Raw genomic sequence first — 17,420 nt, 5'->3', positions numbered from 1 at the left:
CAAAAACGGGTCATCTTGTACGTCTGAGTTTGTTAGGAGGGTGTAGAGCAAAAATAGAAGTGCTCACTCCTCTTGTCAGGCGACCTGAGCTCTGCTAGAGGGAAACGTCAAAGAGAAAGGAAGGCAATCATGACAGAGGGTAGTACCACCTCGGACATGCTGGATGATCAGTGCGCGCTAGAAATTCCTGTGCCAGCCTGGTTCAACGAGTACAAAGAGACGTATATCGCAGGCGCTGCGCACGGTTTTATTTTGACTGGTGATATTTATGGTTTTGTGGTCAGTGGTGTGTCCCAGCGTGGTTATCTGGAAAATGCACTCGCCGAAAAACGGGAGATCGTCTTGCGTTATGATCGAGCAGGTGGATTTCGCTTTACTATGGAATTTATGCGTGCCAAGGCAGTGAAGCTGGTCAACTCCCAGGGAATCGGAGCTACCGCCCCACTTTCTAAGGATAGCACAGCCATGCTGGACAAACTGAATTCTTGCTTGAATAACCCGAACCAGGATGCAAATTTAGGCTCAGATGGTCCCTTTGGGGGCTCGCCCGGGCCGGTCGAAGCGCTTCGTCTTCTTGAAACCCTCTTGCGTGCTCCCAAGGCCAGGGGAAAAGTGGCAGTCATCCTCGACTTTGCTGAGCTCATTTGTCCCAATGTGCAAGAAAAGGCTATTATGAGTCCCACGGATCGTGATATCCTGGGCCTCTTGCTGCGCTGGGGCCAGGATACAACGCTAGGCAAAAGCAATAATCCCATCTTTCTTTTAGTGGCTAAAATCCCTGAATTGCATGCTGATCTTCGTGCTTCTGGATCAGGATATAAAGTAATTGATGTCCCTCTGCCAACACGTGAGGACCGACTGATGTACCTACGGCGGTATCTTGCAAAGCGCGAAGAGCGAAATAAGCCCATTTCGCTCCTTGATGTGAACACAGAAGAAATGGCGAATCTGACTGCTGGCTTGAACCTGCGCCATTTGGAGGAGATCTTACTTTTAGCATATCGGTTAGGAGGCGTGAGCCGTCAACTCGTCAAGTCCAGGAAAGATGCCATCATCACCAGCGAGTTTTCTGAGGTTGCAGAAATGATTGAACCACTGGAACAGGGCTTCGCTGCCCTCGGCGGCATGGACCATCTCACCAGTTGGGCAAGATCAGAGCTGATCGAACCATTAACGCGTGGGCTCGATGACGTTCCCAAAGGTGTGTTACTCGTAGGACCTCCAGGCACAGGGAAAACCTATTTCGTCAGAGCTCTAGCAAAAGAAGTGGGCTTTAACGCGGTGATGTTGCGCACAGAAAACATCTTGAGTAAATATGTTGGTGAGAGTGAAAACAAGCTAAAACGCTTCTTTGAATTTGCGCGTGCATTGACTCCCGTCCTGGTATTTTTCGACGAGTTAGATCAGTCAGATATGTCGAGCCGTGGCAGCGAAAGCAATCCAGTGGCGCGTAATCTGTTCAATCAAATGCTCCAGTTTATGAGCGATGAAACCTTACGCGGTAAGATGGTGGCGTTCTTTGCATCCAACAGACCAGATCTCATTGATCAGGCGCTCCTGCGTTTTGGTCGCATGGATGCAGTCATTCCAGTCTTACTTCCTAACGAAGAAGCACGCGCACGTATCGTTCGTGCCCAGGCAAAGGGACAAGCCATTGCCATTACAAATGAGGCCGTCACCATCATTGCCACCCGCTCGAATGATTACAGCGCGGCTGATATTGCTGCTGTCGTAGCAAAGGGCAAGAAACTTGCCCGACGTGCGCAACAAACGCAAATTGTGGGTGCAGATGCCGAACAGGCGCTCAACTATATTCGCCCGGCCACGCCTTCTATCGCTCGGTATTATACACTGCTTGCAATTGAGGCTTGTAATGATACGGAACTTCTGCCCCCTCAATGTGCCATCGAATTGGCAGATCGCCAGATGTTGCGAGCCAAGATCCGCGCAGAGAAGAATGAGCCGGCGCAACATCCTGATCGGGAGGATCGGGAGGATCGGAGTTGGTAAAGGTGAAATTCCCCCTTTCATAGAGAACTTGAAGGGAGAAACAATATCCTTGCTTTTCGTAACCTCAATCATGGCTCATAGCTTCTCCTGCCCATTCTTGTAGCTGCACTATGGATAGCGACAGATTACGGCAAAGTTACATCAACGCGGTTGGCAGATTAACTGCAAGCATGTTCAGCGCGTGATGCGGGAAGACAATGTGCTGATGTATGGGAGCTACTGCCACTCTGGAAAGAGAAAACGTTTTGGAGCGATGGCTATTTCTGCTGTACTATTGGGAATGCAAGTCAAGAAACTCTTCGTCACTCCATTGAAAGCCAGGGATAGCGCGGCGAGAAAACCCCGAAGCTGAAGACTTCGGGGTTTTCTCGCCGCGCGTATATAATAAAAAAGAGAGGAGAGACAGAGAAAAGTGCAACTGGGTTTGTCCTGATAGAAAGAGAATGCAACTGTTTCCAAAAAAGTGGGAAAAAGGGATCAACCGTGGGCAAGACGCCACGCTTTCGGGCTTCTTGACAGATGAGAACGTTTGTCCTATACTGAAGAAAATATGAGGCAAGAGAAAGAGCAGAACCGCATGATTCGCGCCCATAAGATCAGACTGAATCCCACACCTGAGCAGGCCAACTCCTTTGCTCGTGCCGCAGGCGTTGCTCGCTTTGTGTGGAATTGGGCGCTGGCCGAATGGAACCGCCAATATGAAGCCGGGGAAAAACCTACTGCCTTGAAACTCAAGAAGCAGTTCAACCAGATCAGGCGGGAGCAATTCCCCTGGACCTGGGAAGTCACCAAGAACGCTTCTGATCAGCCCTTCCTGGACCTGGGCAAAGCCTTTACGACCTTTTTTGAAGGCAAGGCTCGCCCTCCGAAATACAAAAGCAAGAAACGCAGCAAGCCGAGCTTCTACCTTGCCAATGATCAGTTGGCACTCGGGGATCATCGCCTCTGGGTGCCCAAACTCGGATGGGTGAATATGGCAGAGAATCTGCGCTTTCACGGCAAGGTGACGGGCGCGCGGATCACGCGCGTCAGCGGATTGGTGGTTTGTTTCCATCCAGGTAGAAATGCCTGATCCCATCCCGGTGAAGAAACGAGCGGCCTGTGGCATCGATGTCGGACTGAACCGACTGGCGACCTTGAGTACGGGAGAGAACGTCGAGAACCAAGCCTTTCTCAAAACGGCCCTGGGGAAACTGCGTCAGGCCAACAAACGCTTGCATCGTCGCAAACGTGGATCCCGCGAATCGGGAGAAAGCGCGCAGACAGGTCACACGCGTGCACTACCGCATTACCTGTCTGAGAGATGATGTGCTCCACACGTTGACCACCCAACTCGCTAAGAGTTATGAGATCATTGGCGTGGAAACCTTGTACCTCAAGGGACTCCTCAAGAACCGACGCCTGGCGCGCTCGTTCTCTGATGCCTCGCTCGGCACGCTCAGACGGCTGCTTGAGGCGAAGGTAGCCCAACGCGGGGGACAGGTCATCAAAGTGGACCGCTTCTTTCCCGGAAGTCAAAATCTGTCACTGCTGCGGGTGGACATGGCAGCAGATGACGCTCAACGATCGGGTGTTTGTCTGTCAGAACCCAACCTGTCCCTATGATCAGTTCCCGCAAGATCGTGATCACAATGCGGCTCAGAATGTGTTACGGGAAGCCCTTCGCTTGATCGGGCTGATGGATCAAGTCGTCTTCGGTACTGGCTCGGACGAGACGGAAAAGACGCCTGTGGACTTGGGGTAAGACCAATGGGCTTCGGCCCTGCGGCTCCTGGGAGTGAAGCAGGAACAACGAAAGATGGAAGAAAACGATGCACGCATACGTTTTCCTACATTAATCGGAGCAGAAGTGCTAGACCAACAGAAGACGCCCAAGAGAGAACACCATGGATACCACCTTTGACACAAATTGTGCCTTCCACAAGTCACCATCCGGACAGCCAGGCTTCCCTGTTGTGGGTATTGGAGCCTCCGCCGGAGGACTGGAAGCCTTTACCCAATTGCTCAGGGGTCTGCCAGCGGTCACGGGCATGGCCTACGTCGTGATCCAGCACCTGGATCCAACTCGCGCCAGTCTCTTGCCCTCCCTGCTTGCCCACATCGCACCCATGCCTGTACACGAAGCACAGGATGACATGATTCTGGAACTGGATCATGTCTACGTGATCCCCCCGCAAGCCGAATTGACACTCGAGCAAGGTACACTCAAGCTCTCCCCCAGGCTACCGGGTCTCGGACAGACCTTCTCGATTGATACGTTCTTCCGTTCCCTGGCACACGAACGCGGTCAGCAAGCGATCGGAGTATTGCTCTCGGGCACTGCCTCCGATGGCACCATGGGTCTGCAGGAGATCAAGGCCGAAGGAGGCATCACCTTTGCACAGGATGAACACTCCGCTGCCTTCCCGCAGATGCCGCGCAATGCCATCGCTGCCGGGTGTGTCGACCACGTACTGGCACCCGAGGGCATTGCCAGCGTACTTACCCGGTTGAGTTCCCACTCCTATATCTCCCAGGCTCAGATTGCGGAACCGGTCGAGACACTCCAGGAAGAGGAGCAATCTCTAACCAATATTCTCCTGGTGCTCAGACAACAGACAGGCGTCGATTTTCTCGCATACAAGCGAGGCACGCTCAAACGGCGCATTCTGCATCGCATGGCTGTGCTGCAAGTCGAACTCTTTGCGGAGTACGCGACCTATCTGAGCAAGCACCCTGCCGAAATAGATGCATTGTACCAGGATGTGCTGATCCCGGTCACCAGTTTTTTTCGTGATGAAGCAGCCTTTGATGCTCTCACCCACTACGCCTTTCCCGACATCGTGCAACACCTTGCTCCAGGGGATGCCATTAGAATCTGGGTGCCGGGATGCTCCACGAGCGAAGAAGTGTACTCGCTGGTCATCTGCTTACTTGAATTCCTGGAGGAGCGCTCGTTAATGCCTCCCATTCAACTTTTTGCAACTGATATCAATCCCAGGGTACTCGAACGGGCCAGGACGGGCGTCTATCCAGAGACCGCGCTTAGCGCGGTCTCTCCTGCACGCCTGGAGCGATTCTTCACCCCGGTCGATCGGGAAAAGGGGAGCTACCGCATTAGCCAGGCGATCCGCGAGCGGTGTATTTTTGCGCTGCACAACGTGATAAAAGATCCTCCATTCTCTCAATTGGACCTGGTGAGTTGTCGCAATGTACTCATCTATCTGGGACCGGCTTTACAACAGAAGGTGATCCAGACCTTCCATTACGCGCTGAAGCCGCATAGGTTTCTCTTGCTGGGGGTCTCGGAAAACGTCGATCCCCTATCATGGCTCTTTACTCCTGTCGAGCGCCGCCAGAAACTCTATGCCAGAGAAGCCAGTAAGCCCGGCTCTCCCCTCAGTGTAGTAACGGGCGAGGGAGTATTGTCAGCCAGCAACCCACAGGAAGGAGGCCCCCGAATGCCCGAGGAGACGACGCCAAACGGTGATATCCAGCAAGAGGCGGATCGCTTGTTGCTAGCAAACTATGTCCCGGCCAGTGTGATCATCAATACGGAGATGGAGATCCTGCAAGTGCGCGGGCATACTGGCTCCTACCTGGAGCTAGCTCCTGGCAAGACGAGCTTGAACCTGCTCAAAATGGCCCGCGAAGGTCTGAGGCTTGGCTTGCGCATGGCCATCCATGCCGCCAGAAAGGACAATCGCCCGGTAACGAAGGAGGGCTTGCAGGTAGCTACCTTTGGCACGGCGAGAGAGGTTCGCGTGACGGTCATCCCGCTGAAAGGCCCGCCTGCCAAGCACTACTTCCTGGTGCTCTTTGAAGATATGGCACCTCCTGTGCCTGCCACACCACCGCCAGGAGAGCAGACAGGCCGCGTGAGCAAGCGTGGTCCCGCAGCCAGACGCAACGCGGCCCTGGAACTGGAACTGGCTACCACACGGGCGGAAATGCAGGAGATGCTGGAAGAGCGTGACTCTACCAACGAGGAACTGCAAGCCGCCAACGAGGAGATCCGTTCCAGCAATGAAGAACTGCAAAGTGTCAACGAAGAAATGGAAGCCTCCCAGGAAGAACTGGAAACCTCCAATCAGGAGGTGACCACCACCAATCAGGAACTCGAGGCACGTAACGAGCAGATCAAAGTTGTCCAGGAGCGTGCTGACGCCATTGTGGAGACGGTGCGCGAACCGCTGGTGGTGCTCTCTGATGATCTGCATGTCGAGCGCGCTAATGACGCCTTCTACCAATTCTTCAAGGTCGCACCCTGGGAAACCGAGGGGTGTTTCCTCTACAACCTGGGGAATGCCCAGTGGAACATTCCCCGCCTGCGGATGCTGTTAGAACAGGTGTGTCTCACCAATCAGCCTTTCCACGACTTTGAGGTGGAGCACATCTTTCCCCTTATCGGGCACAAGGTCATGCTGCTCAATGCCCGCCGTGTCTTGCATGAGCACAAATCGGTGAGAAGTCACCTGATTCTGCTTGCCATAGAAGATATCACTGATCGCAAAGAGTTGGAGCGGCAGAAAGATGCCCTGCTTGGTCTAGCCAGTCATGAACTCAGGACCCCAATCACGAGCGCAAAACTCACGTTACAGATGCTTCAACGGCGCTTAACGAAAGCGGGAGATGAGGCGTCAGCTACCCAACTGGGAAAGATTGATGCGCACTTGAACAGTCTTACGGGTCTGCTCGATAGTTTCCTGGATACAACGGCGATTGCAACAGGGAAGCTGTCGTTACACCTGGAGTTGTTTGCGATAGATGACCTGGCACGGGAGATCTGTGAAGAGCTCGAGCGCACAACCCCGTCCCACCGCATTTTGTTTGCGCAAGAAGCCCACGCGGAGGTCTACGGGGATCGAGTGCGCACCGGGGAGGTGCTCTGTAACCTGCTGACAAACGCCATCAAATATTCTCCGTCGGCAGAACCTATTGAGGTGAGAGTTGTTGGCGATGCAGGCATGGTTACCGTGAGTGTGCAGGATCATGGCGAGGGTATCCCGCAGGACCTACGGACCAGAATTTTTGAGCGTTTCTACCGCGTGGGTGATGATACCAAACAGAAACGGCCACCCGGAGCGGGGCTGGGATTATATCTCGCGGCGGAAATCACGAAGCAGCAAGGAGGGCGAATCTGGATAGAAGGTGCACCTGGGGAAGGGGCAACGTTTTTCTTCACCATTCCAGGCGCTCAACTTCAGAAAACTGTTAAGAGCGTGGAGGAGAGCAGCTAAGCTTAATGAAGTGAACCTGGGTTTCTGCGAATAATCTACAGAACCAGGTTCACTTCATCTGCTCATAAAAACGAGCAAGGATAACGAGAGTAGTGATCCCTGCTCGTTACTGCCGTTTAGCCGACGCTTCCCGACATCTCCAACTGGATCAGGCGGTTCAACTCAACCGCGTACTCCATCGGAAGTTCCTTCGTGATCGGCTCAATGAAGCCATTGACGATCAACGAATAGGCCTCTGCCTCATCGAGGCCGCGGCTCATCAGGTAGAAGAGCTGATCATCACCGACCTTCGAGACGGTTGCCTCATGACCGATTTCAGTCTGGTTCTCTTCAACACGAATAGTCGGATAGGTATCGGTGCGGGCGTGCTCATCGAGCAAGAGCGCATCACAGCGCACACTGGACTTGGTGTGGTGCGCACCCGGGTTAACGCGAACCAGACCACGATAAGAAGCCCGACCATTTCCTTTCGAGACCGACTTCGAGAGAATCTGTGACGTCGTGTGCGGAGCAAGATGTGTGACCTTTGCTCCCGCATCCAGATGCATCCCGTCGCTAGCGAATGCTACTGAGAGAATATCGCCACGAGCACCTGGCTCCATCAATAGGACCGCGGGGTACTTCATCGTTACCTTCGAGCCGAGGTTCCCATCGACCCATTCCATAGTTGCGTCCCGGTATGCCACCGCACGCTTTGTCACGAGATTGTAGACATTCTTCGACCAGTTTTGGATAGTTGTGTAACGAACACGAGCACCTTCCATCACTTTAATTTCTACGACGGCGCTATGCAGGCTGTCGCTCGCATAGGAAGGTGCGGTACATCCCTCCACATAGTGAACATAGGAGCCTGGGGCAGCGATAATCAACGTGCGCTCAAACTGGCCCATATTCTGAGCATTGATACGAAAGTAGGCTTGCAAGGGAATTTCCACCCGTACGCCCTCTGGCACATACACAAAACTGCCACCGCTCCACACCGCGCTGTTGAGCGAGGCAAATTTGTTATCAGACGGCGGAATAACGGTACCGAAATGCTCTTTCACGATGTCGGGATACTCGCGCAGTGCCGTATCCATATCAGTGAAAATTACACCGAGCTTTTCAAGGTCGGCCCGCATCTTGTGATAGACGGCTTCACTCTCATACTGCGCCGTGACACCTGCCAGGAACTTCTGCTCAGCCTGCGGAATGCCAAGTCGATCAAAGGTCTCCTTGATTTCAGCTGGAATGTCATCCCAGGTCTTCCCCTGTTGAGCAACTGGCTTAATATAGTAGTAAATGTTCTCGAAATCGATTCCCGATAAATCAGCGCCCCAGGTTGGCATTGGACGCTTCTCGAAGAGGGCCAGGCTCTTGAGGCGGAATTGGCGCATCCAATCAGGCTCGCCCTTCATTTCGGAAATTTGCTCAACACCCTTCTTACTTAGTCCTCGCTCAGATTTGAAGACGTACTTTTCTGCCATATGGAATCCGGCAGTATACTCCTGTTGTTCTGTACCATATACCTGAGTACCCATCATACTTTATTCCTTCTCACATTGCTCTTCGTACAGGAAACTCGATGTTCCTGTATGAAGTTCTGGCTTATCTACTTCCAATTCATGTATTTGTATGAAGTTGCCTGTCAGCATAGTTGGGGAGAATAATCAGTCAAATCTCTTATGGGAGGACCTCATCTTTTAGCGCTTGCCTCTCCAACTGATATTGAACGGTCATATACCCAAAGGACCCCAAAAAGATGACAAGGATGAGTATCAGAAGGATGAGGAGTTGCATGTTGGCCTCCTTCTCTAGAGTGCTTCTCTGTGAAGGTTGTATGAAAGAAAGATCGCCAGGATATGAATGAAGAAGGCGATAGTGAGTGTGAAGAGGCACCTTATACGCGGGACAGATCTCATAAAAAGAGCTATGAGACACCCCATATTATATACTATTTTTTAAATTATTGCAATTAAAACTTGGGAAGTTAAAATGAATTATTTGATAAAGCATCTGCTTCGCAATTTATATAAGTTGCATTTTTAATTAAAATTGATGTATGTTGATAATAGAGTGCGGACACTCTGAGCTTGCCCCACTTTCATGGAGAGGTGAAATACATGTGGGATTGTATTCGGTGATCCTTGGCGTCGGCTATCTACTTGGAAACCTTATGGGAGCATCTTTACCCAATTTGCCTATTTTAATGGCCTGGCCCTCTTGACTATCATTTTTGTTATGATAGATATGGCGTCAATAGGAAGCCTGCTTATCGTGCAGTGGAAACGTCGTGGAAATGAGCGTGAGAAATGAGAGAAGAGCATGCAGAGCACATATTATAAGGGAAGGCAGGCCGCCGCTTACAATCAGTCGTGGAAACAATTTTCAGAGAGGACGCATGCGGTGGCATGCTCCATGCTTGATTTCGAGCGACTTCAGCAACCTGTTGGAGTACAAGGTCGCCCACGACGTATTTTAGATGTGGCGTGTGGAACAGGGTTATTGCTCCACAACCTCTCCATTCGTTTCCCTCACGCCGAACTCTATGGAGTGGATGCGAGTCAAGAGATGCTTGCGCAGGCATATTTACGCCTCTACGACCACGCTCATGTTCATTTCACCCAGGCTTCCCTCACTGGCGGGAAGAGGGCTGGTCTTCCCTATGAGCCAGAGTCCTTCGATCTGATCACCTGCACGAATGCCTTCCATTATTTTTCAGATCCTGTAGCAACACTGCACGGCTTGAGTGAATTACTCCTTCCCCAAGGCCAGCTCCTCATCGAGGATTACGCTCGCCGAACATTTCCATTTCCCTGGCCTCTGTTCGAATGGCTGATCAAACGTGTTGATCCGCAACACAGGCACGCTTTTATACTGGAAGAAGCACAAGAACTCTGCCAGCAAGCAGGATTGGAGGTGCGCACGGCAACACGTTTTCCCATTGATCTGTTGTGGAAGGGATGGGCTCTTCTCGCATGGAGCGGAAGCGTCTATTGAAGCTGCCTTGTTCCTGTGGACATTGGCCTGCCTGAGTGAGAGAGTTTTTCTCAGACAAAAAAACATGTTCTCTCTATCTGGTTAATATGTAGGCACATGTATGACCATTGAGCATGAGCTTGCTTGTTCTTGAGTTTCCTGATACATGATCTTTTCTTAAAAGCAAGATGGGCGATGAGAGCCATTGTATTGGCGCAGGCCCTCGATTGTTTGAATGAATGTTCCAGTTGGCCAGCACAGGGAATACACCCACGGAAAAATCAGTCTCTTGTGGTAGCAGGGAAACGATCCTTTTCATTGATGTGATCCATCAGAAAGAATATCGGGAGGAGAGTTATGCCACGAACACACTACGACTTGGCTATTATCGGCGGTGGCTCAGCTGGCCTCACCGCCGCCCATCTCGCGCAGTCTCTCGGTGCCAACGTTTTGCTGATCGACAAGGAATCGCTGGGGGGAGACTGTTTGCATTACGGTTGTGTGCCGAGCAAGAGCCTGATCCACGTGGCACGTGTAGTACAACAGGCCAGGCAAGCGGCACAATTTGGATCGATGGCGACGTACCAGCGTGTTGATATGGCAAAGATCAGCGCATCTATTCAGGGGGTAATTCAACGTGTGAGCGATGCGGAAAAGACGTACACTGAAGGCGTGACAGTTGCATTTGGACACGCCTCATTTACATCATCGACAACGCTTCTCCTCAATAATGAGGAGGAGATCACCAGTCGTAGGATACTCATCGCCACAGGATCACATCCCGCAGTACCACAGATAGAGGGATTGCAAACAACAGGCTACTTAACAAATGAAGATGTGTTTGACTTGACAGCCCTGCCAGAATCACTCGTTATCGCTGGAGGGGGTCCTATCGGTGTAGAACTGGCGCAGGCACTGGGGCGGTTGGGCACAAAGATTACCCTGATCCAGGGACCAGAACGTCTCCTGCCACGCGAAGATCCTGAGGTTTCGGAGACGATTGCTGGCATCCTCAAGTCAGAAGATATTGATATCATCACGAACGCACGCGTCGTGAAAGCGCACCACAATGGTACCAAGAAAGTGGTTACGGCCCGGCAAGGGATGCAGATGTTGCAATTCGAGGCTGACGAACTCCTCCTGGCCCTTGGCCGTCAGCCTAATATCGAAGAACACTTGAACCTGGAAGCGGCCGGGGTTCAGTATAATGAGAAAGGGATTCTCGTAGATGAGCATCTCCAAACATCAGTCCCGAACATCTTTGCCCTCGGCGATGTGATTGGAGGCTACCTTTTTACGCATGTCGCCTCGTATCACGCCGGGATAGCCGTGCGTAATGCCCTGGTGCCACTGGCAAAGAAGAAAGTGGATTACCGTGTCGTGCCATGGTGTACCTTTACTGAGCCAGAAGTGGCCAGAGTCGGATTACTCCCCGTCGAAGCAGAGCGACAACATAAGCATGTGCGCATCATGAAATTCCCCTGGTCTAAGATCGACCGTGCTCAAACGGCGAATGAAACAGCAGGTTTCATCAAATTGGTTCTGGCTGGGAACAAAGAGCAGATTGTAGGTGCACACCTGGTCGGAGCAGGTGCCGGTGAACTGCTGGGGGAAATAGCCCTGGCCATGCAGCATCGCCTTACCATCAAAGACATCTTCAATACCATTCATCCTTATCCCACAATGAGCACTGGGCTACAGCAGGCCACCTTTGAGGCATTCCTTACTGGGCCTGAAGCTGCTAGCAATCGTAAGTTCATACAAATATTATGGGGAAAGCCCACAAGCTACATTAGAAACGCTTTCCTATACTAGCCTGTGGCTTGCCCCACAGAAAAGAAACATGCACTCATCATATCGCGGACAAGAGATATGAAATCGAGCACGAGCCAGAGGTGTTAAAACTGTAACACGCTGAACTGCGTACCATGTATTCTATCAGGGCGAGGCTTGCATCAGTCGGACAAATTGCTGCAACTCATTCAGATTTAGATCTGAGACGGCCCAATAGGTCATCCCTGATTTTGTCCAGTGAATCATGTGATAGCCCTGGAGAGTGGTCGTATGCGTTTCGCTTCCCATGTTTTGCGTGGATGGCCAGATGAAGAGATTAATAATATGTTTTTTATGCTTGTATACGACTGCTGCTACTGGTCTGTTATCGAGATAATCCAGGCGTCCACCAAGCAAGGGAAATCCTTGGGGCGCCAGATCGACCACTGAAGGTGAGAAGTCAAGTTTTCCATCAAACCATGGTTTGACGGTGTGTTGGTCAGAAGATGGTACGTCGACCAGATGATTTGCCATTAATGAGCGTATATGACTGGCGAGCACCTCCTGTGGCACAGTATTTCCTTCAGAAGATGTGGGCCAGAAACGAGTGATCCCCCAGAGCGAAAGAAGGATGGCAAAGATCAGCACCGCCGCAACGCTCAGCCCGCGCCAGGACGTCACATGAGAAATAAATGCGGCTTTATTGGCTTTTAGCACCGATGATCTAATACGCTTTTGGAGCTTCTCAGGAGCTTGAAAGTACAGAGAGCTTGTTTTTATGGCTGTTCGGAGCTCCTGATAATTGTTGTAGGTTTGTGAACAAGCTGTACATGTCTGGAGATGCTGCTCGACCTCTAAGGTGTCAGCCATGTCCAATTCAGCATCTAGATATGCGTGGAGAAGACGCTGCGCCTCTGTACAATTCATATTATCCCTCTTCATTCATGTGAGCAGCGAGATAGCGCTGAAGCCATTTACGTCCGCGTGCCAGACGGGACATCACTGTCCCCAGAGGCACATGAGCAATGACACTAATCTCCCTGTATGATAATTCTTCCAGTTCGCGTAGGATGATGACTTCACGAAACTCTATAGGTAACGTTTCCAGGGCCTCTCTCAGCCTCTGCTGATCGATGCGATGCAAATGCAGCGCTTCTGGATTCAAGGCCTCGCATTCCACATCGTGGAGTTCTTCCTGAAAAGGTATGGTCAACTCACCTACGCGTTGCTGTTGCAGCCAGGTGTAACAGGTATTGCGCACAATGGTCAGCAGCCAGGCGCGACTATCTCCACCACGAAAACCATCAAAAAAGCGAAAGGCTCGCAAGCATGCTTCTTGCACCATATCTTGCGCATCCTGATCATTATGCGTTAGCCAGCGAGCCAAGTTGTATGCCGCATCCAGATGTGGCAAGATGAGTCGTTCAAAACGTAAGCGCTTGTCATGCTCTTGCACTTCCTCTCCTTTTTACCCTCCACTAAAAGAGACTGATTTTTTCATGATTCTATTCCCACCCCACGCACGACGAGGCGAAAGCTTCGGCAGCGATGGCACAAGGCCATTGACTCTAACGAATGCGCTCGAAAACGCCGCATGACCTTCATCGGAACGAACAAACAGGTCGCTTCGCGATTTATTTGGAGTCAGTAGTATAGGACCGGCGTCTACACATCGGCCTATCAGCATTGCTCACAAGACGTCGAGACTCCAATGTGTAGACGATGGTAGGAGCGCCCCTTGTGGGCGCTGGTCACCACACATGTGCTCGTTCATTTGCGAACGAGCACTGTTCCATATCCCTCTTATGTATTCATTATGGAAATACTACTATAAAATTTCCAATTTGGATTCTTCTTTAATAATGTAGAGTTTTATTTTGCGATTGCAGAGGGAATATTTCTCTCGAAAAACAGTCTGGGTAGGTGAAGGAAAAACATACAGGGAGATGTGCTTAGACAACCGGCCATAAGGTCATCAGGTTGCACCTCTCCCGGCAACACAGTGGACACTATCTGTCCAATGAAGAGAAGGAGAATTTTGATGAATAAGGCACTCGCACTTGAGGCGACAGACCATGCATCTGTTGCTTCCCCACCCAATAGCCTTGTAAAGGGGTATAGCCTTGTAAGCGCGTCTGCGTTCACCATTCTCGGCATCGTCATGCTGGTCCTGGCCCTCTTGACTCCGACGAGCATTGTCTTCAAAGGGAGCAATATTGTCGTCAGCCTGAGCACAATCTTCAAGGTGGCCGAGATTGTTTTCAGCCTTGGCATGCTCCACGCCGCTATTATGCTATGGCGTGCGAACTTGGATAAAAAACACATGTCTCGTGGTATAGGGATACTTCCCGGTGACGCCGCTCTTGCAAACGCATTTTTCTACCTTGGTTTCTCCATGACAGCTTTTCACCTGGGCTACTCTCCTCCAGCAATTGCCCTCGCTCAGTTCATCACTGTCCTGGTGGGCCTGTTCTTTGGGGCTGGTGGGCTGGCCTTATCCGGGGTCTCCAAGCCTGCACGCCCACTAGGGCACATCACGTTTTCTCTCATGCTCCGTGACGGTGTCATCCTGATTGTTGGAACCATCCTGATGGCGATTGCGTTTGGGCAACTCTCGGGAGCGGCACTCAAACCTCCTCAGTGGAATTGGTTCAGCTTTTTAGGGATTACAACTCCCGGCATGTTGCTTCTCATGGGTCGTGAAGGCGTCAAAGCGCGGTTGGAGACCTGGCAGGGCCTTGCCAGATTCCCTCGTCTGCTGCTCACAGACACCCTCCTCGTCCTTGGTTTAGCGATCATGCTGTACGGGAGCTACTCCAACTTGACGCTGGGCGTAAACGGCTATCAGGTGGGGCCAAAGGGGAACACGGCTGGACTTATCCTCTGGATAGCGGCTGTCCTCTTGCTCCTGGTGATACGGGGAGCCTTCAAGATAGCTGTTTCCCAAAGATACAACCACGTCGGCTATCGGATGGTGAGCAAACTCCTCTACGTGATGGCGATCGTGTTCTTCATCTACGGTGAGCGCTCCTTCCTCTCAGGTCACGCTCCGATTTTCTCTATTGGGGGGGCTGCTCCGGCAGTTGCACTGATTCTGTTCAGTGCGTTCATGGTACTTGTTGTAGGAAGAGCTGCTGCTCAAAAGGTGAGTTCGTCATATTCCAGTGCTAGATGAAAAGGCACGCAGCGGCGGAACTTACCGTTGTCCAGGAAAGAAGTGTTGCATCATGGCGAGCGTGAACGAACTTCACCAAAAGTATCCACCGATCAATTCGTATGGCGTCATCGGTGATTGCCATTCGGTGGTCCTGGTATCACCGGAAGGGTCTGTAGACTGGGGGTGCCTCCCGGACTTCGACAGTCCGGCCATCTTTTGTCGCTTGCTCGACGTAGAGCGCGGCGGCTACTTCCAGATTGCGCCGACAGATGGCTCGCTTGTCGGATCACAGCGCTACCTGCACAGGAGTAATGTTCTGCAAACCCACTTCGCCAGCATTGCTGGCGAAGTGGTGCTCACCGATTTTATGCCAGTAGAAGCGTTGAGCGCCTGGCCATATACAGGAATGGATAATAACACCTGTGCGAAGGAGGATGGCTCCTGCCACAGCCTGGTGCGTATTGTTGAATGTACGCATGGTGAAATGTCGGTCACGATGAAGCTCAAGGTGAGCCCACATTATGCCGCTGCACCCAGCGAGGTATCCCTTGCGCCCAATCATCTGGGGGCGCTCATTTCCGGTGGAGAGCAACATGTGGCCCTGGCTATTGTTGGTGCTCATCTGTTGCCATCATTTGCGATGAAGGTAGTACAGGAGCCAGAAGAGTGGCACCCAACCATTCAGGCACAATTTCTCTTGCTTGAGGGCGAGCGCTTGTGCTTTGTCATTGGAATAGGGCGTACCGCCCAGGCTGCTCGTCGGCTGCTGGAGAATGAACTGCCCCGACGCAACTTTGATGCGGAGCTAGCACATACCCTGCACTGCTGGCGCACGTGGCTTGCCGGTTGTGCCAAATGCACCTATATGGGTCCCTATGCGCACTGGGTAGAGCGTAGTGCTCTCGCTCTCAAGTTGATGACCTACGCTCCCACGGGCGCGATCGTGGCGGCACCAACGACCTCACTGCCTGAGGATGTGGGCGGTGTGCGCAACTGGGACTATCGGTTTACCTGGTTACGTGATGCTACCTTTACGCTCTATGCGTTCAACATCCTGGGCTTTACGGAAGAGGCTCACGCTTTTATCCACTGGTTGTGTGGTCTCTCATTTGCCGATGGCGAGGAGTTGCAGATTATGTACGGCATCCGTGGCGAGCGTGAGCTGACCGAGCAAGAACTGCCTCATCTGAGCGGCTATGGTGGCTCCAGTCCTGTACGCATTGGCAATGGTGCGGCGAAGCAGAAACAACTGGATGTGTTTGGTGAGGTGCTGGACTGCATCCATCTGTATCGTCGCCAGGATGGCTTTGAACGCTATGGCGAAGCATTGGAAGGTCCACTGTGGGCGATGATGCGCTCGCTTGTTGACTACGTCTGCACCCACTGGCAGCAGCCTGATTATGGCATCTGGGAGGTGCGCGGCGGCCCACGGCATTTTGTCTATTCGAAAGCGATGTGCTGGGTTGCTCTGGATCGTGGGATTCGCACTGCCGAACGACTCAACCTGGAGGCTGATCTGCCCCGGTGGATGGCTGTGCGAGACCAGATTCGGATCGATATCCTGGCACGGGGCTACAATACAAGCATTGGCGCTTTCACTCAGTCATACGACGACATGGCGCTCGATGCCGCGAATCTCTTGCTGCCGCTGGTTGGCTTTATTCCTCCTGACGATCCACGCATGCTCTCAACCGTTGATCGCATTATGGAGAAGTTAACAGACAAGCATGGCTTTGTCTATCGGTACCTTTCCGATGATGGCCTGCCGGGTGATGAGAGCACCTTTACCATCTGTACCTTCTGGTTGGTTGACAACCTGGCGATGCAGGGCCGTGTTGATGAGGCTCGTGCGCTTTTCGAGTGTCTGCTCAAGTCTGCCAGTCGCCTGGGTCTCTTCTCAGAAGAGATCGATGCTCAGAGCGGCATGGCTCTGGGCAATTATCCGCAAGCCTTTACGCACATTGCCCTGATCAATAGTGCCAATAATCTGCGGAAAGCTGAGATTCGTCGATCTGAGTACCATACCGATCCGGTTATTGCTGCCTTTCACTGACGCAAGCAGCAATAGACTTCGGCATTCGCGCATCCGGGAGATTGTCACGTTCTAGGCAGTCTCATAACCACGCTGAACGGCAAGGTTGCCAAAAAGGACAATGGGGAGTAATAACGCATACGCCCAGGATGAGCCGGGCTGTCATAGGTAGCAGCATCGCACTTCTGTCATTCCACTTGATGCTACTCAGTTGGCTATTCAGGGCGTTTGCGGCAGACCACGCGTAGCCAGAACATGCGTTCGGTTACGC

The 17,420-nt window shown here is 52.1% G+C and carries 9 protein-coding genes and 2 pseudogenes; 8 read left to right on the top strand and 3 right to left on the bottom strand.

Annotation, left to right across the window (positions count from 1 at the left end; translation table 11 throughout):
• Nucleotides 1–129: 129 nt before the first annotated feature.
• The 4 genes and pseudogenes from KRAC_RS04715 to KRAC_RS04705 all read left to right on the top strand — a co-directional run bounded on the left by KRAC_RS04715 (nucleotide 130) and on the right by KRAC_RS04705 (nucleotide 7,229).
• A complete protein-coding gene (locus KRAC_RS04715) occupies nucleotides 130–2,010 on the top strand; it encodes an ATP-binding protein (RefSeq protein ID WP_007904906.1) in 1,881 nt (626 codons plus the stop codon).
• A gap of 228 nt (nucleotides 2,011–2,238) precedes the next feature.
• Nucleotides 2,239–2,337 (top strand): annotated as a pseudogene (locus tag KRAC_RS70145) (transposase); the annotation flags it as partial.
• Between the two features lie 250 nt (nucleotides 2,338–2,587).
• Nucleotides 2,588–3,754: pseudogene (locus KRAC_RS65330) on the top strand (RNA-guided endonuclease InsQ/TnpB family protein).
• Between the two features lie 142 nt (nucleotides 3,755–3,896).
• Nucleotides 3,897–7,229: a chemotaxis protein CheB gene (locus KRAC_RS04705; protein WP_007904903.1), complete on the top strand. Its 3,333-nt coding sequence runs from the start codon at nucleotides 3,897–3,899 to the stop codon at nucleotides 7,227–7,229.
• Between the two features lie 116 nt (nucleotides 7,230–7,345).
• Here KRAC_RS04705 and sufB read toward each other — a convergent pair whose 3' ends face one another.
• Nucleotides 7,346–8,752 carry a Fe-S cluster assembly protein SufB gene (gene sufB, locus KRAC_RS04700; RefSeq protein WP_007904901.1) on the bottom strand — a complete coding sequence of 469 codons (1,407 nt, stop codon included), beginning with the start codon at nucleotides 8,750–8,752 and terminating at the stop codon, nucleotides 7,346–7,348.
• A gap of 781 nt (nucleotides 8,753–9,533) precedes the next feature.
• Here sufB and KRAC_RS60755 point away from each other — a divergent pair.
• Nucleotides 9,534–10,208 (top strand): class I SAM-dependent DNA methyltransferase, encoded by a 675-nt coding sequence (locus KRAC_RS60755; protein ID WP_007904898.1) that lies wholly within the window; start codon nucleotides 9,534–9,536, stop codon nucleotides 10,206–10,208.
• Nucleotides 10,209–10,544: 336 nt separating this feature from the next.
• On the top strand, nucleotides 10,545–12,002 hold the full coding sequence (locus KRAC_RS04690; RefSeq protein WP_007904897.1) for a dihydrolipoyl dehydrogenase family protein: 1,458 nt from the start codon (nucleotides 10,545–10,547) through the stop codon (nucleotides 12,000–12,002).
• Between the two features lie 123 nt (nucleotides 12,003–12,125).
• On the opposite strand, the gene KRAC_RS04685 is transcribed toward KRAC_RS04690, so the two are convergent.
• Nucleotides 12,126–12,887, bottom strand: a complete 762-nt coding sequence (locus tag KRAC_RS04685) for an anti-sigma factor family protein (RefSeq protein WP_007904896.1) — start codon at nucleotides 12,885–12,887, stop codon at nucleotides 12,126–12,128.
• Nucleotide 12,888: 1 nt separating this feature from the next.
• The gene (locus KRAC_RS04680; protein ID WP_007904895.1) at nucleotides 12,889–13,416 is read right to left on the bottom strand and encodes a sigma-70 family RNA polymerase sigma factor; all 528 of its coding nucleotides are present in this window, start codon (nucleotides 13,414–13,416) and stop codon (nucleotides 12,889–12,891) included.
• Nucleotides 13,417–14,001: 585 nt separating this feature from the next.
• Here KRAC_RS04680 and KRAC_RS04675 point away from each other — a divergent pair.
• The gene (locus tag KRAC_RS04675; RefSeq protein ID WP_007904894.1) at nucleotides 14,002–15,135 is read left to right on the top strand and encodes a hypothetical protein; all 1,134 of its coding nucleotides are present in this window, start codon (nucleotides 14,002–14,004) and stop codon (nucleotides 15,133–15,135) included.
• A gap of 52 nt (nucleotides 15,136–15,187) precedes the next feature.
• Complete coding sequence (locus KRAC_RS04670; protein ID WP_007904892.1) at nucleotides 15,188–17,170, top strand: glycoside hydrolase family 15 protein; 1,983 nt, start codon at nucleotides 15,188–15,190, stop codon at nucleotides 17,168–17,170.
• Nucleotides 17,171–17,420 lie beyond the last annotated feature (250 nt).

It is taken from the genome of Ktedonobacter racemifer DSM 44963, assembly GCF_000178855.1.
Taxonomy (GTDB): Bacteria; Chloroflexota; Ktedonobacteria; order Ktedonobacterales; family Ktedonobacteraceae; genus Ktedonobacter; species Ktedonobacter racemifer.
This window is presented reverse-complemented; position numbering and strand designations above follow the sequence as displayed.